Source organism: Solitalea longa, from assembly GCF_002920915.1.
Classification (GTDB): Bacteria; Bacteroidota; Bacteroidia; order Sphingobacteriales; family Sphingobacteriaceae; genus Solitalea; species Solitalea longa.
On sequence record NZ_PQVF01000015.1, the window covers coordinates 1 to 19,488 of the forward strand.

Below are 19,488 nucleotides of genomic sequence, written 5' to 3' on the forward strand. Positions count from 1 at the left end.
TGGGCAAACCCGCTTCTACTTCTTTTACGATTTTTGCAATCAGCCGCTTGTCGTAACGACTCTTCTTGTGCAATCTAATTAAATACTGGTCTTGTTCTAACTTTTTTTCCATACATCTTTTTTGATGTATAGTTATAATAGGACGAGACACTTCCTATATGGCCGAATTATGGCAACCAAAAAGAAGAGATAATGGATATTGACCTGGATGGCAAAATGACAGGCAGGCCTGATCCCCGAAAAGCAAGATTGGATGTAATTGAAAAGGCATTTAAGAAGCGGGAAAATCTGCAATTACACGGTATTTAAATAAAGAGGGGGCTTAATAAGCCCCTTAACTTTGGTGCATTGGTAAAACATAGGCATGGTTCATTTGCTAGTTTCTACTTTTCTTTTTACCTTACATTAAAGAAAAATTGCATTTGGGCACCAGAAACATTGATTTTCATTCAGCAGCGCTTAAATTTGGCTCTCTCCGGGGTCACAAGATTTCTTGTAAAACGCAATAGCACTTGAACATTGCTGATAATTCTCAAGGTATCCTTTCATTCCAATCGTAAATTGACCTTTCATCCTAATCACGAATAACCCTTCAAGCTTTTAACGTTCAATAATAAAGCTCCATCCTGTCATAGAAGGGCCAAAGGGCGAAAAAAATTGTTGATTATCATCAACTGGCAACAAATTAATAGTGGATAATTTTGCACCTCCGTTTTAAAAACCAATAATCCTTAAATAAAGGATTTACAAAACGATCGTCTATGGCCACAGGTTATCATACTCCCCAAGAAATCACAGAATATGCTTTACAGGTAGGCATTAAAAAAGCGAATACCGATTCTATTAAAATTTTAATGTTAGGCTTTATGGGCGGCATTTTTCTGGCCCTTGCCGGACATGGCGCTTTAGTGGTGGCTCAACAATTCCCTGATTCACTTGGCCTTGCCCGCCTTTGCAGCGCTATTATTTTTCCGGTAGGACTTATTACCATCCTGTTAGCAGGGGCCGATCTATTTACGGGTAACTGCCTTATCATGATCTCCGTTCTTGGTGGCAAAACTAAATGGGGACCATTTATTAAAAACCTCACTATTGCTTATTTTGGCAATTTGTTAGGATCATTGGTAGTGGTTTTCAGCCTTTATTATCTCAATGAGGTAAATCACACTGATGGATCGTTTGGCGCATATGCCATAAAAGTGGCCGCATATAAATCCAATTTGACTTTCTCTACAGCCACCATTTCAGGCGTTTTTGCCAACTTGCTTGTATGTGCCGGCGTATGGTTATGTTACGGAGGTAAAGAATTGATTGGCAAGATCTTCGGAATATTCTTTCCCATTTATTTATTCATCATTTTAGGATTGGAACACGTTATAGCAAACATGTATTACATCCCCATGGGTTTGCTTTGTAAAAACGATCCAGCCTATTTGGCCGAAGCCATGAGCAAATGGCACGTAACTCCCGAAAAACTAGAGCACTTAACCATAACAAATGCCATTTTTAACAACTTTATTCCGGTTACTATAGGTAACTTTATAGGAGGAGCTCTCTTTTTAGGAGGCGTTTCCTGGTTCCTATATCTGAGACAAGACAAGGAAAATGATGAAGTGAATGATCAGGAATAAAATGAAAATAAGCTAATGGCTCGATCCATAAACCCTAAATAAAACATTCTTAATTATATCAGATCATGAAAACAGTTGCCCCGTTTAAACCAGGTAAGTGGACCAATGGGATCAATCCTTATGATTTCGTTGTACAAAACCTAAGCCCTTATGAAGGTGATGCTTCTTTTTTGGTAGGGCCTACTGAGAAGACCACCCGTTTATGGGAAACCGCAAAAGAAGCCTTGCTTGAGGAGCGCAAAAATAACGGTTGCCGTGATATAGATACAGAAACCATATCAACCATGACGGCGTTTCGTCCGGGATACATCCAAAAGGATGATGAGATGATTGTCGGTTTACAAACCGATGTGCTTTTAAAACGTGCAATGAAGCCTTATGGAGGCATCAAACTGGTTGAAAACGCTGTTGCCGAACGTGGATTGAAAGTTTCTGATCGGGTGGTGGACATTTTCAATTATGCCCGCAATCACAATCAGGCTGTGTTTGATGCTTATGATTCAGAGATAAAAAACTTCCGTTCGAATCATGTTTTAACCGGCTTGCCCGACAACTATGCCCGGGGCCGTATCATTGCCGATTTCCGTCGCCTGGCCCTCTACGGCGCCAATGCTTTAATTGCAGCCAAAAAAGCTGATTTTGCAGCGGTTAGCGGTGATATGGACGATGCCGCAGTGCGTTTACGCGAAGAAATCACCCAGCAGCTAAATGCATTGAATGACATGATTAAAATGGCTGCAGAATATGGATACGATGTTTCGCGCCCTGCCGAAAATGCACATGAAGCCGTACAATGGACCTATTTTGGCTACCTGTCTGCAGTGAAAGAACAAGATGGAGCAGCCATGTCATTGGGCAATACTTCTTCTTTCCTTGATATTTATATTGAACGCGATTTAAAGGAAGGTTTGATTACTGAAGCTGAAGCACAGGAATTGATCGACCACTTTGTAATGAAACTGCGTTTGGTTCGCCACTTGCGCCCAGGTGCTTATGATGAGATCTTTGGCGGTGACCCCACCTGGGTAACTGAGTCGATTGGCGGACAAATGGCTGACGGGCGAACAAAAGTTACCAAAACCTCCTTCCGTTTCTTGCAAACCTTATATAACCTTGGCCCGGCTCCCGAACCTAACCTTACTGTACTTTGGTCAGAAAAATTGCCTGTTGGTTTTAAGGAGTTCTGCGCACAGGTTTCTATTGATACTTCTTCAGTTCAATACGAAAACGATGATTTAATGCGTTCGGTAAGGGAATATGACGACTACGGAATTGCTTGTTGCGTTTCTTATCAACCCATTGGCAAACGTATTCAGCACTTTGGCGCCCGCGCTAACTTACCTAAGGCATTACTAATTGCATTGAATGAAGGCCGCGAAGAGGCACATGGCAAGCTGATCGTAAACAATGTTGCAGCCATCCCAGATGGCCCATTGGAATACGAGCAAGTAATGACCAATTTCAAATATGTGGTCTCAGAGTTGGCCAGGGTGTACGCCAAATCAATGTATATTATTCATTACATGCACGATAAGTATTATTATGAAAGAGCTCAAATGGCTTTGATCGATACTAATCCGGGTATTGACATTGCTTATGGCGCCGCCGGTATTTCTATCATCGCCGATTCATTTTCAGCAATTAAACATTCAAAGGTTATTCCTGTACGAAATGAGCAAGGTCTTACCGTTGACTTCCAAATAGAAGGCGAATATCCTCAGTTTGGCAATGATGACGACCGTGTTGATAATATCGCCAAAGAAGTTACCAGCTTTTTCATCAGCGAATTACGCAAACACAGGGCTTATAAAGATGCTGAGCCTACCCTATCGTTACTAACCATTACCTCAAACGTGATGTACGGCAGAAATACAGGAGCTACTCCTGATGGCCGTAAATCGGGTGAATCATTTGCTCCGGGAGCCAACCCAATGCATGGACGTGATAAGACCGGTGCCATTGCCTCCCTCAACTCAGTAAGTAAGTTGGAATATGCGGATGCACAGGATGGCATTTCGAACACCTTCTCCATGGTGCCTAAATCATTGGGAGCAAGTAAGGATGATCAGGTGAAAAACCTGGTGACTACCATGAACGGTTACTTTGGAAGAGGTGCTCACCATTTAAATGTTAACGTGCTAAACCGCGAAACATTGATGGATGCGTACAACAATCCTGATAATTATCCGCAATTAACCATTCGCGTATCAGGATATGCTGTAAACTTCGTTCGTCTTTCGAAGGCACATCAATTGGAAGTAATAGCGCGTACCTTCCACGAAAGCATGTAATAACCATCCGGGAAAATAAAAATCCCTTCCAGCTACCTGAAAGGGATTTTTTTTATGAACTTTAACGAACTATCTCAACTGCACATTTTCAAAATACTTTTTAAAGATGTCAAGCGTACGTTTTTTTATTTCTGCGGAAGGAGCTTCAACTCCGGGTAAACCATAATCCATTCCCAGCATTTCCCACTTATGGGTTCCTAATTTATGATAAGGCAGAATTTCTACTCGTTGAATACATTTATAATCCGTAAAGTGCTTTCCCCATTCTTCTACATATTCAGGCTGATCACTCCATCCGGGCACCAGCACATAGCGCAGCCACATCGGCAATCCTATGCTTTCGCAGTAGGCAGCCACCTGAAGCGTTGGCTTATTAGAAACACCTGTGAGTTTACGATGCCACTCTTCATTGATGTGTTTTACATCCAGCAATATCAAATCAGTATGCGTTAACAATTCTTTTACCTGGTCATCCAGCAATCGTCCATTCGTATCGAGGCAGGTATTAATGCCTTCATCATGCAAACGTTTAAAGAAAGTGATCAATTTTGATCTTTGCAACAACGGCTCGCCACCCGAAACAGTCACACCTCCATCTGTTCCAAAATATCCAATTTGCCGTTTAGCCCTTTCCACGAGCTCATCGATCTGCACAAGTTGTCCTCCTCTCACATCCAGGGTATCGGCATTCTGGCAGTATAAACAACGGAATTGACAACCCTGAGCAAACACCACCATCCGTATTCCGGGACCATCATGTGTACCAAACGTTTCAAGTGAATGAATACGGATAAATTCAGGATCCTTGTCGTTCAGCTCTTCCGCCTCTATTTCTTGAAATGGCAAATACATTTGTTATAAAATAGTATAAGGTTTGATGAATAATAGACTGCTTAACAATATCGTAATTTAACAATCTTAAACCGAATTAATCGACTGACAATCAACCCAATTTACTTATTCAAAAACCTTATAAAATTTTAATTTGAATGCAGTTCAAAAAGGCACCGCCCAAATTATGCGTTTATTTGGTTATAGGCCTTTATAGCCATAATGCCTTTATAAAGTATGTACAAAACGAAAAGATGAAAGCCGAATGCAAACCATTCTTTGGCAGCTAAGAAAATGAGAGCGTCTAAAAAGTAAATGACACCCCCAACGATAAAAGCCCATTTGTTCATTTTTTTTGCCATAAAAGCCAGGAAAACAAATAAACCGACAAAGATGAAGTCAAGGAATAGTGCTACAAAGTTATAGCTTCCAAATGCCGATATAATTGCTCCATCAATAAGCTGGGTAAATCCTAAACCAAGAATAAAATAGCCTGATTTATTAAAGACACTAAAGAGTGTGTTAATTACTGTTAGACCCGCTATCCCAAAGAACCAATTAGCTGATTTGGCAATTGTACTTATAAGTTCTTCCTTGAGAGTTTCAATGTATTCCATCTCTGCGGAATTCACGGTTTGAGTTGATACTTCTTCTTGATCTACCTGAGTAAAATTTTCCATATAATGGTTTAAAAATTGATTTTTCTTCCTTGCTGCTAATGGAAGCTGCTCTCTGCTTGTTCCAACAGCCAAATGTAATAACAATTAACTATTGGTTAAATTTCAGTATATAAAATCCTCTCAACTTTATTACACGGAGAATTATCATTACAGGGAGAGTCTAAGTCAACGCTTTGCTAACCTTCTTTCAACTCCAATTTTTTCTCATTAAAAACATAATAAACGCCCCAAAGGGAAACCACAGCGCTAATTATATAAAACCACAAACTGATTATTACAGCCGAATGCATTTCCAGTTTTAAATATTCAGCACCGAAAAGAAAAACCAATTCACGGGCGCCCAGGCCCCCGATGGTAAAAGGCAGAATGGCCACCACCGATGACACCATGAAAATCATTAAATAATCAAGGTAATGCTCATGGATACTTAACGCTTTTAAGATACAGAGGACGCAAATTAGCTGAGCTATCTGAACCAATGCTCCCTGGGCATTAGTCCTCCAAAAATGAGATTTAAAAGCTGGAAAAAAGAAGTGGTAGATAGCATAGAACGTGGTTAAGGCAATACCTCCCAACAAGATAATGGCCCATTCCCAGGTTCTAAACACAGGCGACATAAGGGCAAGCAAACAGCTCAATAGTCCTAAAGCCATAAGCCCGCTTGCACGATCGAAGAAAACGGCCCAGAAAAGTTTTTTCACCGGTGTATCGAATTGCTTATTCAGCCACCAGATTTTATAGCCATCACCGCCAATTCCACCCGGAAGGAAAAGATTGTAAAACATTCCAAGCCAATACAATCGAATATTGGCTTTTTCAGAAAAACTTAAGCCTATTGCCCTAAAAAAAGTATTTAAACGGAGAGCCGAACAAATTTTTGAAACAATAAAGAAAACAATGGCCACCAACAACCAGTTTAAATGGATGGTTTTAAAAGCATGTAACAATTCTTTAAGATCTACCTTGCGAAATACCTGCCATAGGCAAATGCCACTGACCCCAATTTTGAGCAGCAGCTTGAAATAAACTCCTAGTATTTTTTTCTCCATGGATAGATCGTTCTTATCTGAAATGTTTTTTCTGATGCAGCCCAAAAGAAACATTACACCCAAGATCAATAGCTGTTTTCCCTATATAGCTTCACCCGCCGACTCAAAAAGAGTAGATAAAAATTGATGATTATACCTAAAGTTAGGCCAATAAATCTTAAACTGCCGAAAAAACGAATGGTTTTTCTGAAGGTATTTAAGTATTAAAGAAAATATAAAAGAAGATCAGCCCAGCCTGAGACAGCCGAGCAGTTTATTTATCGCTTGTTCTCTCCAAACTATCTTTTTTATCTCTTTCTCTTGCCTTCTCGTACTCTTCTAAACATTTACCAAGCGGTTTGCCCTTGTTATGAATACAATCACAAAATTCTTCACACTCTTTTGGATTGCTATTACCGGGACATCCATTCCAGCATTCCTCTGGAGAATTGCCCGGTCTAATATCATACATGATATTGTTTAAAACAACCACTGCAGCCAGAGTTGCCACTACAGTTCCAAAAAACAAAAATGGGAACTTGTTATTTAAGGGTTTTTCATGGGCCTGGTGAACATCCGTTTTAACGTGTTTGAATGGCAGAATAGACTTTAGGCGATCATAGTCCCAGCACAATAAAAATAAATTGGCCAATAACATAAATGTTGCTGCTCGGGTGCCTTCAAACCGAACTGAATAGGCGAGCACACAAATATTAAGAATAATAGGGAAACTGCTAATAGCACCAATAATTGCGGTCCTTGGAATGAGTAATAAGATAGCTACGAATACTTGCGCAACCCCAATAAATGTATAATAGTAGCCGGTATTAAGTAAAGCATCAAAATATTGCCCCAATGGATGGTTATGGGATAAACCGGCGGCAAAACGTTCCCCTAAAATTTTCACAGACCCTGAGATCACCCACGCAACAGCCAAAGTCAAACGACAAAAAACGGCAAAGTAGCGATACCATTTGTTTTCCTTTGCTTCATAATAATAGTGCTCAAACTTATTCAACATACCGATTTGTGCCTGTTTTTTATGTTTTGCCTATCCTGTTAATTTCGCTACCCTTTTGCACCGTTTAGTTATCTTGGGTCCTTATAACGATACACGTCACTCTCGTGAAAACTTGCTCCAGCTGAAAAAACATACTCCCCTTTATCCACGCATTTAAATTTTCCTAACGGAGTGTCGGGCAATTTCCCCTTCCATTTCCACCCCTCATTTTTCAATTTTCCGGTATTTTTATTAATGCTAAACTACTGCCAGTTACAATCAATAAATGTACTTGGAGCCGGATTCAAATAAATATGCTTCACAACCCTCCCCTGTGTCAGGATAAATTGTCAACACCTCCATAGTTTTACTTTTTTTGTCCACAGTCATAAGCTTTCTTTCGTGGTCAGCCAAAAAAGGGTGCTGATTAACTTTTACGATACGAATTGAATTTACATCTATTTGCTCAACTTCTGAACAACTTGTTAATAGTACATGAATGAGTATGATAGTCCAAACTTTCATTGTTCTAAATATATAGTGTTGAATGTTTCTGCTTACCAACCTACCGGAAAACTCCACAATCAACTAGAATTGAACCAATTACAAACCTAAATCAATATAAAACCAAACAAAATAGCGAATCGGTAAGAGATTCGACCTTTTTACCCCTCCACGAGTTTCAAGAGCAACCATGCAACTTATTTAATTAATTGATTTTAAGCAAGTTGAGCCAGATAGATGCTTTCTACTTTTGTCCTCCATAAAGAAATAATAAAAATTAGAAAGGATTTATGCGAGCTCTCTTATTAATATTTGCCTTAGCAATTGCTGTACTTACTTCTTCATGTAGCCAGGATTTCGATGATGAAATGACAAGCACAGACCACCTGCTGACAAAAATAACCACTGACGACAGCGTTAAAAACTTCACTTATATCAGCTATGACGATATGAATCGTATTGTTTCTTTGGAAGTAAAAAATAGTCAGGAGGAAAGTAGCACCTATAAAGAGTTTACTTATAATAACCAACATAAGATTGTGAAAATTAAAACACAGTCTGGTTCAGAACGGATTACCTACAACCTGACTTATTCGAACAACACTATTATTGTAAAAAACGAGGAATTAAACACTGAAGAGTTTATAGTGACACTTGATGGTAACAACCGAATTAGTAAAGTTGCTTCCTTGGTAAACAACGACTATGTAATATATAGTTACAGCGACGACAAGGAGGAATTTCCTGAAAATGAAATGCAAATTGCTCAAGTCTTTTCTTATGACAAAAAGAAGCATCCTTTATCGGCTGCTGCCCAAAAAACACCTTTCTTAGGCTTTCTATTAGGCGTAGACATAATGGGTATTAAAAACTGGGTGTCCATCAATAATATTACTATGGTCAATTACACAGTCTACCAGGATGGTGTGGAAAAGGAAAAATATAATCACTATATAAACTACTCCTATAATGAAGCGGGCTTACCAACTAAAGCAAGCTCAGAAAGTAGAACAGAGACCTACGAGTACACGGTAAAGAATAAAACGAGTCTGTAAAATAAAAAGAGCGTAACTCGAATTCATAGTTTATTTTACTGATTCAGAAATCATACTGTATGAAACCTCAACTAAAACTGAGGTTTCTCTTTATTGATAAGGTTTTTTAATTGCTTCATCAAAGCAGTTTACAAATCAATAGATTAGGATTTTTTAATAAAGATGAATAGGGTACTAAATTAAAACACCTCTAATGATTTGATTTTTTATTGACGTATATGATCTTTCCTAAACCGACTATCAAACTTTAGTTTTTGTTTAGTAATTAGGGTGATTCTATTAGCATCGGGATGATTTGGATTGATTAAATAATTATACTCCGGAGGTACTATGCAGCTAGGTACTTTTAATACAGCGGCATTCTTTTGTCTTACAAAATCATCCCCAATGTATTGAGTTTCTAAAATGGGCGGCTTTGAATCCCAATTTTCCGGCAAATTCTCAATAGGTATTTCTAAAATTTCAATATCATCAGGAATATCAATTTCTACATAGTATCTATCTGTTGGTAAATCTTCACTAATATCTATATGTACCGAAATTTCTAATAAAGCGAGAGCGCGAGATTCTGCAGTATAAACTAAACTAGTATTTAAGCTATTCCATCTGTAACCATTTGCTAACGATGCCCCAATTCCGCTCAATGTGCCTTCAAGATATTTCTCTCTTTCTACTCTAAACACTCTCATCAGGCAAGGTTTCCATGCTCAATTCTATTCAGACAGTTTTCCACTTCCTGTATCCCGGTAATAGAATCCAATAAACTTTCAGGGGTTTCTCCACCTAAAGATAAGTTTGGCTTTTTCAACCAACGCTGAAACTTCTCTTCTTCATTATTGAAAACTTCAATACCAAAATCTACCAATTCCATAAGTAGTAAAACAACTTCACTGTCCCTTCCATTGAGTAATGATTTTTCTCTTAATTTTTTATTATAGGTTGTTTGAGGCAATCCAAAAATGTGCAATACTTCTTTTATAGGCACATTAATTCTCTTACTAATCACATCAATTGATCCATAGGGCACTCCACTTCGAATAATATCAATTCTTTCTGGCTTTGAAGTCCAGGTGTACTCTATCCCTTCAGATTGTAACCTCCATTTTTGAGGGGAATTCTTAGTTTTTTGCGCTCTCTCAATGCTGGCTTGAGGATCGAATACTTTTTTTTGTTGATTTTCCGTTTTCATACAAAGCAGCACATTTACTGTAAATATACAACAATTATGCTCGCAATGCAATGATCTAAAAAGATTGAATTCTTATATAATTTGACAGATTTCCCAATGAATGTATTAGTTCTTATGAATAGATTCATAAATTTCTTTGAGTTGATGTGTATGCCTTTGCACCTGGTAAAGCGTAAACATCAGCCATTCGTATCGGGTAAAAAATCCAAATCTGGGAAATTCATAGCCCAAACAAACTTGCTTAAGATCTTTCGTTTGGATGATCTCGATATGTAGATCCTTATTGCGATTTAGATATTCAGCAATGCCCTAGATCATGTATCTCCTTTTCGGGCAGCACAAAAGCCGGGCATTTAATTTAGTCGAAAAATCCTGAAACAGTATTTTAACGGCTTCCAGTCTCCATTTTGGCCCCAAGACTAAAACTACATTACCTCCCCTTTCAATTTCTCCTTTAAAAATTACTAGTCGGCCAGTGGAAGAAAAAACAGAGGTCACTTCTTTAGCAAAAATATCTACGCCTTTATGAGTTCCTGATTTTCCCCAGGGGTAAAACCAATACGATTTTGAGTTAAAGCTCTTCTTGGCAGCCTTATCAACTGGGTTGACTAAGGTCTGAGGAAGTACAAGTCAGGTTGGTTTTAATTTACCTTAATAGTTTAATAATAAACTATATATTTCCATATAATAATTATTTGGCACATATTTTAATTTTTTGAACTTAAACTAGTATATTTATATCCTAATTTAATTTCTCATTTAGTGTTAAAGAAAAATGGATTTTCATTTATTAAAAGATATCATTGATTTAATGTGGGAATTTGAAAACTCAAATTCCAAATCGAACCTATTTCCTAATGATTTAAGTGGGTTTAAGCAATGGGTAATTTTTAATTCTTCTAAATCAGAGTCCATCGTTGAACCCGATTGGGAGGGCAAGGAAAATGGTCGAAGTCCTGAAAGTGTAATCAGTACATTCATCGTCCACATGAATCGCTATGCCAAAAATTATTCTAAGTCTGCTATTTATGGTTCGGATTTTTCTACGCAGGAAGATTTTATTTATCTCATCAATCTAAAAGCTTTTGGTGAGATGACAAAAATGGAATTGATAAAAAGGAACATTCAAGATAAACCCGTTGGAATGCAAATTATCAATCGCTTGATTTCACAAGATTGGGTGCAGCAGAAAGATTCAGAAACGGACAAACGAAGCAAAGTAATCAACATAACATCAAAAGGTTTAGAAGCACTTGATAAACAAATGGGCAAAATTCGTCAAGCAACCAATATTGTTTCAGGTGATTTGTCCCACATTGAAAAAATGGAACTCATCCGATTGCTTAAGAAACTTAATGATTTTCACCATCCGATCTATTGCCAAAATTTAGAACCTGAGGAGTTGTTGAATGAAGCATTGAAAACAACATAACAATAGTAAAATGAACAGAAAAGTAGCCTTAATAGGTTCAGGATTTTCAGGGCCTTACAAACCATTTGGGCAAATCACACTATTAACCCCTTAACTAAGTTAAGCACGTTTAAAAAAGGAAAAACCAATATTGATAAAGCCATAAAAAACGAAAAGGACAATATTGAAAGACGCTTTATACGGTTATCGGTGCAGAAAAATTGTCCTAATTTTTTAGGATATAATAAAAATATACTTGAAGATGAGCGCTATTTAAGAGAGCACGTTGAAAAGGTACAATCTGATCACATAAAAATGATGATCAATAATATTTTAAAGAAATAGAATGAAATTTCAACTATACAGGGAGCAACAACAAAGTTGTGATATACAAACAGCTTGGAAGTTTTTCTCCAACCCGTTCAATCTTTCAAAAATAACTCCAAGGGATATGGGGTTTGTTGTATTGTCTAAATTTGTTGATGAAGAAATTTATGAAGGAATGGAAATTGATTATACTGTTTCTCCGTTTTTAGGCATTGCGTTGAAATGGAAAACCCGCATTACACAAGTTGAATTTCAAAAGAGTTTTACGGATTTTCAGGAAAAGGGTCCTTATAAATATTGGAATCATCGCCACGAATTTATTCCAAATGAAAAGGGGGTTTTAATGAAAGATACAGTTGACTATGAACTACCTTTTGGATTTTTAGGCACCCTGGGACACCAAGTTTTAGTTAAAAATAGATTAGAAAAAATCTTCAACTATCGATTTAATGTTTTAGAAAAAATCTTCAGGGAGGCAAAACAGGAATTATGAATTTTATACTAATATTAGGTGTTTTTATACCCTAAAAATAAAGCGAAAGAGGCGAAAAAAGATGATCACCACCAAATAAATCCCACTCCATGAAAATTCTGCTTACAGGAACTTCGGGTTATATAGGAAAAAGATTGCTTATCCATTTGTTGAAAGAAAATCATCATATCGTTTGTTCGGTTAGAGACAAGAATCGGTTCAGCTCAAAAATTTATGATGAAGCTAAGAGTAACATTACTATAATAGAAAATGACTTTTTGCAGCTAAATACATTAGACAATATTCCCGAGGATATAGATGCGGCGTATTTTCTTATACATTCTATGGCATCTGATGATGGGGACTTTGCGGAAAAAGAAAAATTGGCTGCACAGAATTTCCAATCAGCAATTGAAAAAACCGAATGCAAGCAGGTAATATTTTTAACAGGTATCATCAACGAAAACAAATTATCCAAACACCTTGAGTCTCGCAAACAAGTAGAAGCGACGTTGCAATCTCACAAATACGCCTTGACAGTATTGAGAGCAGGCATTATCGTTGGCTCAGGTAGTGCTTCATTTGAAATTATCAGAGATCTGGTAGAGAAATTACCTGTAATGATTGCCCCTGTTTGGGTAAAAACAAAATGCCAGCCAATAGGAATCAGAAATGTTATTGAATTTTTGTCAGGGGTGCTGCTCAAAAGAAATGTCTTCAATCGTAATTTTGATATAGCCGGCACCGAAGTACTTACTTATAAAGAAATGTTGTTGCAGTATGCTGAAGTACGACACTTGAAAAGATTCATTATCACAGTGCCATTTTTTAGTCCACATATTTCCTCCTACTGGCTATATTTTATTACTTCTACTTCATTTTCCTTGGCAAAAAATCTGGTTAATAGTATGAAAGTTAAGGTAATTGCCAATAAAAATAACCTGGCAGAAGATTTACAGATTACGCTAAATACCTATAAAGAAAATATCGGTTTTGCCTTTGACAAGATAAAGCAAAATGAAGTAATGTCTTCCTGGTATGATACATTTTCCAACAATCTTCATCAGCGTAATGTTTGGCAATACCTGGAAGTGCCTGACGAAGGCTGTTTCAAATATAAAAACGAAATGAAAATAATAGACCATGAAACTACGCTTAATCGAATATTTGAAATTGGCGGGGAAAATGGCTGGTATTATGCAAATACTTTATGGAGGATAAGAGGCTATTTAGACCGATTGGTTGGAGGTGTAGGATTGCGAAGGGGCCGAAGAAATGCAACTGAATTGGAGCCGGGAGACAGTCTTGATTTTTGGCGAGTTCTTTATGCAAATCGGACGGAGAAAAGACTTTTGCTTTTTGCCGAGATGAAACTCCCCGGTGAAGCATGGTTGGAGTTTAAAATTCAGGATGATAAACTTTACCAAGAAGCTACTTTCAGGCCTGTTGGCCTTTGGGGGAGGTTTTACTGGTATTTAGTGTACCCCTTTCATGGACTGATTTTTGGCGGGTTGATTAGAAATTTAGTTAGAGCCTGAAGCTAATTGATGCAGACGTAAAGCTTATGGATGACTGGCAACTTAAAATCAACTAAATTAAATGAAACCATTTACTTATTTATTAATTAACTTTTTCACGGTCATCATTTGTTTTATAACATCATTCGATAAAAGAATTCAATTCTATAAGTATTTTGGGGCTTTTGTAAAAGCTGCTATTGTTGTGGCTATCCCTTTTATTGCCTGGGATATTTGGTTTACCAAACATGGTGTTTGGTGGTTCAACTCAGCATACACAATCGGGATAACTATTGCAGGATTGCCAATTGAAGAATGTCTTTTTTTTATTTGCATCCCATTTTCCTGTGTATTTACTTATTTCTGTTTTAATAAATTTATTAAAATGAATTGGGCAGATGCATTTAATACTATTATTGTATTTATAAGTGTAATTGTTTGTTCTGTTATGGCCTTATTGCACCACAATAAGATTTACACCCTTGTTACAGCAGTAGTAACCACCCTTACCTTAATTTATTTACATTTTATTGCCCGTGCAAGCTGGATTGGAAAGGCTTCAGTGGTGTTTTTTATTTTAATGTTAGGTTTTTTACCAGTTAATGGTGTGCTTACCGGTACAGGGTTGGAATCGCCAATTGTAAATTACAATCCGGATGAGTTTTTAGACATAAGAATACTTACTATTCCTATTGAAGATGCGGTTTATGGTTATTCGCAGTTTTTGTTAGTGGTTTACTTTTTTAAAATGTTTCAAAATAAGCCTTATGAAATCAATGAATAAAATATTTATCAGCGTTACTTTAATTATTGGAATTGGTATTTTTTTTAATTCCTGTGCTTCCATCCCCTCGAAAGCACGGCCGGTTGAAAATTTTGATGTTAACCGTTATTTGGGAACCTGGTACGAAATTGCCCGGTTTGATTTTCGATTTGAAAAAGATTTAAATAATACCTCTGCCCACTATACTTTAGATAAAAAGGGAAATGTGATTGTGTTGAATAGTGGTTTTAATTTTAAAAAGCATGAATGGACAAAAGCAGAGGGCGTAGCAAAATTCCGAGGAGATAAGTCGGTTGCAGCACTTAAAGTAAGCTTTTTCGGCCCGTTTTATTCGGGTTACAATGTGGTGGCATTGGATGAAAATTATCAATATGCGTTAATTGCCGGCAGAAATTTAGATTACCTATGGATTCTATCAAGAGAAAAATCCATTCCCCAAGAGGTAAAAACAAAATACCTGAAAATTGCAAAGGAAATTGGCTACGACACTTCTAGACTCATTTGGGTGAAACATGATAAAAACTCCAATCCGTATATAAGTAAAAATTAAGATTGTACAACTTTGGACTTTATCAATATTGAATTAAAAATTCACAGCTCATAATCAGGTAGTTACATTGGAAATCCGCATGATATTTTTAAATCACTTTTTAAGGACAAGCGGTGTTTTGCAATCAATGTATTTTTTCTTATCAAATCGATTCGTAAATTTCTTTGAGTTGATGGGTATGCCTTTGCACATGGTAAAGGGCAAACATCAGCCATTCATACCGGGTGAAAAATCCAAACCTTGGAAATTCATAGCCCAAACAAACTTGCTTCAGGTCTTTGGTCTGGATGATTTCGATATGTAAATTCTTATTGCGATTTAGATCTTTCAGCAATGCCGATAGATCATGCTTCTTCTTTTCAGGCAACACAAAAGCAGGAGCATTTAATTTAGTGGCAAAATCCTGAAACAGTATTTTAACGGCTTCCACATGTTGGTCATAGGGCCGGTCGGGTTCTTTTGTTGATTCATCAGGAACTCCTTTGGTGGCTTTTATAATATGCTCTGCAACTTCACCTGCCGACCAACCACCAAAAGCAGGCTGTTTATCGATATTGTTTGAATCAAATCTGTTAAGCTGTTTGGCAAAAGCATCGAATGTTTGCTCAAATTGCTCCACCAAGGCGGTATTAATTTCAAGTATTTCCATGTCTTTACTAGTTGATGATCAAATTTAACCCAACCATTGAAAAGAGCACATGGGTGATAATGACATATTTAGGGGCTATTTAAGACAATTGTTTGCTCCAGACCATCCAAGGCTGATTTTACGCACTAGGGCTTTTATGTGCTCAGTTGAACCGAGGCTTCGACTACGCTCAGCCTGACGTTAATCACACGTCACCCTGAGCGAAGTCGAAGGGTTAGAACTAGGCCGACCATAGTACCAAATACGGTGGCTAATCCTTTAAAACTTTTAATCTTGATCCTGAATTATGTTCATTAAATTTAAGTAATCCTCAAAAACTCAATACTGCCAATGGACCCAATTCCTTCAGTTCGGTTGCTTTCCATACTTGATAACGACTTTTATAAATTCACCATGCAGTATGCGGTGGTAAAGTTGTTTCCACATGCAAAAGCACGGTACCAGTTTATCAACCGTGGGAAACATGAATTCCCCGAAGGTTTTGACCAGGCCTTAAGACAAGCCGTTGACGCCATGGCCGAACTTCAATTGAGTAAAGAAGAAAAAAGCTTTCTGAAAACCAATTGCCCTTACCTTGATCCGGCTTATCTCGACTTTTTACAAGGCTACCGATACGATCCTTCTGAAGTAACCATCATCCAATCTACCACCAATCTCGAAATACATATTGAAGGTTATTGGTACCGGACCATTTTATGGGAAGTACCCCTCTTATCGTTGGTGAGCGAACTATTCTACAAATTAAATGGTTTAAAGCGTGTTGAAGATGAAGAGGTCTGCGCCATTACCAAAGAGAAAATTGACAAGTACAATCAGCTGGGTGTTACCGTTGCAGATTTCGGTACCCGACGCCGGCACTCCTACCAGGTACAGCGCCTGGTGATTGAAACCTTACGAAAAAATGAGGGAAAGAGCTTTATCGGCACCAGCAATGTGCACATGGCCATGCTCTATAAAACCAAACCCATTGGCACTCATGCCCACGAATGGTTTATGTTTCATGCCGCCCGCTATGGTTTTAAGATGGCCAATTCGTTAGGGCTGGAGCATTGGGTGGATGTTTACCGTGGCGACCTTGGCATTGCCCTTTCCGATACCTATACAACCGAAGTCTTTTTTGAGCAGTTCGACAAAAAGTTCGCAAAGCTGTTTGACGGTGTTCGGCATGATAGCGGTGACCCGATTGAGTTTGCCGACAAAACCATTCAGCATTATCAAAAGCTGGGCATCAACCCACTTTATAAAACCATTATTTTCTCAGATGCTTTGAACTATGAAAAGGTGGTTGCCATTGCAGAACATTGCAAAAACAAGATTGGCGTTTCTTTCGGTATTGGTACTAACCTCACCAACGATGTGGGCTTAAAACCCATGAACATCGTTATTAAACTGACCGAAGCCATGCCACAAAACAAAACATGGACGCCAGTGGTTAAACTCTCTGATGAAAGAGGGAAATACACCGGTCAACCGGAAATGATCGATCTGTCGAAACAAATTTTAAACATAAAGTGAGAGAATGATTGAAGGAGAGAATGTGAGAATGTTTTAATCAACCGCCCCTTTATCAAACCATAGAAAATTCACAGAGTGGCACAAAGCCTCTTGCACTTTGTACTTTGTACTTTATACTTAAATCTTAATTTTGAGCCCACAATCGATATTTATGCAAAAAGGGCCTATTGGAGTTTTTGATTCGGGTTACGGAGGATTAACCGTATTAAAGGAAGTGGTAAGACAACTTCCTGAGTATGATTATTTATACCTTGGCGACAATGCCAGGGCGCCTTATGGCACCCGCTCCTTCGAAACCGTTTATCATTATACCTTAGAGTGTGTTAACCATCTTTTTAACATGGGCTGCTCGCTGATTGTATTGGCCTGCAATACGGCCTCGGCAAAGGCATTACGAAGTATTCAACAAAATGACTTGCCGAAGAGGGGCGACGACAAACGAGTTTTAGGAGTTATACGACCAACAGCTGAAATAATTGGCAAATATACCCGATCAAAGGAAGTGGGCATTTTAGGAACGGCCGGAACCGTGGCGTCCAAATCATATCCTATTGAAATACAAAAGTTTTATCCTGAGGTAAATGTTTACCAGGAAGCTTGTCCGATGTGGGTTCCTTTGGTTGAAAATGATGAATATGACAGCGCCGGAGCTGATTATTTTGTAAAACAGCATATCGACCGTTTACTCAATAATTCAAAAGAGATCGATACCATTGTGTTAGGTTGTACACACTACCCTTTATTATCGGCAAAGATCTTAAAGCAACTTCCGGCAAATATCAAACTCCTTTCACAAGGTGAAATTGTAGCCCATAGTTTAGCTGATTATTTGAACCGTCATCCCGAAATTGAAGAGAAGTGCAGCAAAGAAGGTAGCCGCCGTTTTTTAACCACTGATTCTACTGAAATTTTTGATACCCATGCCAGCCGCTTTTTCGGCAAGCCGGTAAAATCAGAATTGTTGGTATTATAAAAACACGAATGCGCAGTAAGGAACTTGATTGCAGAAAGCTAAACTTAAACCAACAATCAATAATTAAATCTGATCGAGCGAATTGGGTCCTATTCGTTTTAATCCTTGGTGGCATAGGTTTCTTAATTCCTTCCTATTACTTGACTATTAATGCCTTTAAAAGTGAGTATCCTCAATTTGCGGGACTTTTTATGGGGTGGGATTTTTTGGACTTTTCGGTCTTGTATCGATTGGTTCAATCTTATGGGTAGACAACTTAGAGATATATGCTGATAAACTTATTGTAAAATCAATTTTGGGTTATATTAAAAAGACGATTTATTTTGAAGAAATCAAGAGTTGGACAGAAATTGATAAGAAAAATAAATATCTAACTTGGACTGACCTTACTATTTATACGGAAGAAACCAGGTATAAAATTACATCCAACGCATATCATAATTATTACCTCATAAGATCATACTTAATTAATGGTAAACAACGAGATCTTGAGGGTGAAAAAAACTGGCAAAAAAGGAATAATCTTTATTATTCAATTGGTTCCTCATTAATTGGTGCGTTATTATTCTATGGCGCTTATAATAGTTACTTAAAAAAAGACAAGCAACTTTCTTATAATGAACTTTCAAAAATCTCCAGTGTAATTATCAATCAGCCGGAAATAACAAAAGGATCAAAGGGTTCTAAATCCATTAAAATTAAGTTAAAGGATTATCCAAATTTTGATTTTGATATAAATGGAGTAGCATTTTCATCAACCTATGTCGACGACTATATTAATTATGTAAATACGGGAGACACATTAAATGTTTACATTCTTAAAGATGAATATTTGAAAAAAATCACAAAGGAAAAAAAACTAAATTTCTTTGATAAAACAGTTAATTATCAATTCATATCTGTTTACGGGCTTACTGACGCGCAAAAAATTTATCTTTCATTAAGTAGTTATAATGAAACAAATCAAAAAGATAATGAAGAAGGAATATGGCTTTTTTTAGGTTTGGGAATATTCTTTGTTTCAATGGCAATTTATTTGGCGTTTGTAAAAGTTTAACCTAGGGTCGATATAGACTCCGGT

General features: G+C 37.4%; 19 protein-coding genes. 12 read left to right on the plus strand and 7 right to left on the minus strand.

Features of this window, described 5'->3' with window-relative positions:
• Positions 1–761: 761 nt before the first annotated feature.
• Positions 762–1,631, plus strand: a complete 870-nt coding sequence (locus C3K47_RS17140; RefSeq protein WP_103790394.1) for a formate/nitrite transporter family protein — start codon at positions 762–764, stop codon at positions 1,629–1,631.
• A gap of 65 nt (positions 1,632–1,696) precedes the next feature.
• Positions 1,697–3,922 carry a formate C-acetyltransferase gene (gene pflB / locus C3K47_RS17145; RefSeq protein WP_103790395.1) on the plus strand — a complete coding sequence of 742 codons (2,226 nt, stop codon included), beginning with the start codon at positions 1,697–1,699 and terminating at the stop codon, positions 3,920–3,922.
• 69 nt (positions 3,923–3,991) lie between these two features.
• On the opposite strand, the gene pflA is transcribed toward pflB, so the two are convergent.
• From pflA to C3K47_RS17165, 4 genes are all read right to left on the minus strand, one after another.
• Entirely contained in the window at positions 3,992–4,774 is a 783-nt protein-coding gene (pflA, locus tag C3K47_RS17150; protein ID WP_103790396.1) for a pyruvate formate-lyase-activating protein, read from the minus strand.
• Between the two features lie 164 nt (positions 4,775–4,938).
• A complete protein-coding gene (locus tag C3K47_RS17155) occupies positions 4,939–5,505 on the minus strand; it encodes a hypothetical protein (RefSeq protein WP_103790397.1) in 567 nt (188 codons plus the stop codon).
• Between the two features lie 104 nt (positions 5,506–5,609).
• Positions 5,610–6,482 (minus strand): lysylphosphatidylglycerol synthase transmembrane domain-containing protein, encoded by an 873-nt coding sequence (locus C3K47_RS17160; RefSeq protein ID WP_165784725.1) that lies wholly within the window; start codon positions 6,480–6,482, stop codon positions 5,610–5,612.
• A 253-nt stretch (positions 6,483–6,735) separates the two neighbouring features.
• Positions 6,736–7,482, minus strand: a complete 747-nt coding sequence (locus C3K47_RS17165; RefSeq protein ID WP_103790399.1) for a hypothetical protein — start codon at positions 7,480–7,482, stop codon at positions 6,736–6,738.
• A 773-nt stretch (positions 7,483–8,255) separates the two neighbouring features.
• Here C3K47_RS17165 and C3K47_RS17175 point away from each other — a divergent pair.
• Positions 8,256–9,020: a hypothetical protein gene (locus C3K47_RS17175; RefSeq protein WP_103790401.1), complete on the plus strand. Its 765-nt coding sequence runs from the start codon at positions 8,256–8,258 to the stop codon at positions 9,018–9,020.
• Between the two features lie 206 nt (positions 9,021–9,226).
• On the opposite strand, the gene C3K47_RS17180 is transcribed toward C3K47_RS17175, so the two are convergent.
• Entirely contained in the window at positions 9,227–9,709 is a 483-nt protein-coding gene (locus C3K47_RS17180; protein ID WP_103790402.1) for an RES family NAD+ phosphorylase, read from the minus strand.
• Positions 9,709–10,209, minus strand: a complete 501-nt coding sequence (gene parS, locus C3K47_RS17185) for a type II RES/Xre toxin-antitoxin system antitoxin (protein WP_103790403.1) — start codon at positions 10,207–10,209, stop codon at positions 9,709–9,711. The genes C3K47_RS17180 and parS overlap by 1 nt, the downstream gene beginning before the upstream one ends.
• 114 nt (positions 10,210–10,323) lie before the next feature.
• On the opposite strand from parS, the gene C3K47_RS19605 reads away from it, so the two are divergent.
• The 6 genes from C3K47_RS19605 (at position 10,324) to C3K47_RS17215 (ending at position 15,270) form a co-directional block, all read left to right on the plus strand.
• Entirely contained in the window at positions 10,324–10,485 is a 162-nt protein-coding gene (locus C3K47_RS19605) for a hypothetical protein (RefSeq protein ID WP_165784726.1), read from the plus strand.
• A gap of 499 nt (positions 10,486–10,984) precedes the next feature.
• On the plus strand, positions 10,985–11,641 hold the full coding sequence (locus tag C3K47_RS17195; RefSeq protein ID WP_103790405.1) for a MarR family winged helix-turn-helix transcriptional regulator: 657 nt from the start codon (positions 10,985–10,987) through the stop codon (positions 11,639–11,641).
• A 325-nt stretch (positions 11,642–11,966) separates the two neighbouring features.
• Positions 11,967–12,440: an SRPBCC family protein gene (locus tag C3K47_RS17200; protein ID WP_103790406.1), complete on the plus strand. Its 474-nt coding sequence runs from the start codon at positions 11,967–11,969 to the stop codon at positions 12,438–12,440.
• A gap of 89 nt (positions 12,441–12,529) precedes the next feature.
• Positions 12,530–13,957 carry an SDR family oxidoreductase gene (locus C3K47_RS17205; protein WP_103790407.1) on the plus strand — a complete coding sequence of 476 codons (1,428 nt, stop codon included), beginning with the start codon at positions 12,530–12,532 and terminating at the stop codon, positions 13,955–13,957.
• A gap of 61 nt (positions 13,958–14,018) precedes the next feature.
• Positions 14,019–14,720, plus strand: coding sequence for a lycopene cyclase domain-containing protein (locus tag C3K47_RS17210; protein WP_103790408.1), 702 nt, complete (start codon positions 14,019–14,021; stop codon positions 14,718–14,720).
• Positions 14,713–15,270 carry a lipocalin family protein gene (locus C3K47_RS17215; protein WP_103790459.1) on the plus strand — a complete coding sequence of 186 codons (558 nt, stop codon included), beginning with the start codon at positions 14,713–14,715 and terminating at the stop codon, positions 15,268–15,270. Before C3K47_RS17210 ends, C3K47_RS17215 begins: the two co-directional genes overlap by 8 nt.
• A gap of 142 nt (positions 15,271–15,412) precedes the next feature.
• Here C3K47_RS17215 and C3K47_RS17220 read toward each other — a convergent pair whose 3' ends face one another.
• Positions 15,413–15,919 carry a DinB family protein gene (locus C3K47_RS17220; protein ID WP_103790409.1) on the minus strand — a complete coding sequence of 169 codons (507 nt, stop codon included), beginning with the start codon at positions 15,917–15,919 and terminating at the stop codon, positions 15,413–15,415.
• 330 nt (positions 15,920–16,249) lie between these two features.
• Here C3K47_RS17220 and pncB point away from each other — a divergent pair, with 330 nt between their 5' ends.
• The 3 genes from pncB (at position 16,250) to C3K47_RS17235 (ending at position 19,464) form a co-directional block, all read left to right on the plus strand.
• Positions 16,250–17,434: a nicotinate phosphoribosyltransferase gene (gene pncB, locus C3K47_RS17225; RefSeq protein WP_103790410.1), complete on the plus strand. Its 1,185-nt coding sequence runs from the start codon at positions 16,250–16,252 to the stop codon at positions 17,432–17,434.
• A 151-nt stretch (positions 17,435–17,585) separates the two neighbouring features.
• On the plus strand, positions 17,586–18,407 hold the full coding sequence (murI, locus tag C3K47_RS17230) for a glutamate racemase (protein WP_103790411.1): 822 nt from the start codon (positions 17,586–17,588) through the stop codon (positions 18,405–18,407).
• A gap of 196 nt (positions 18,408–18,603) precedes the next feature.
• Positions 18,604–19,464, plus strand: coding sequence for a hypothetical protein (locus C3K47_RS17235; protein WP_103790412.1), 861 nt, complete (start codon positions 18,604–18,606; stop codon positions 19,462–19,464).
• Positions 19,465–19,488: the final 24 nt, after the last annotated feature.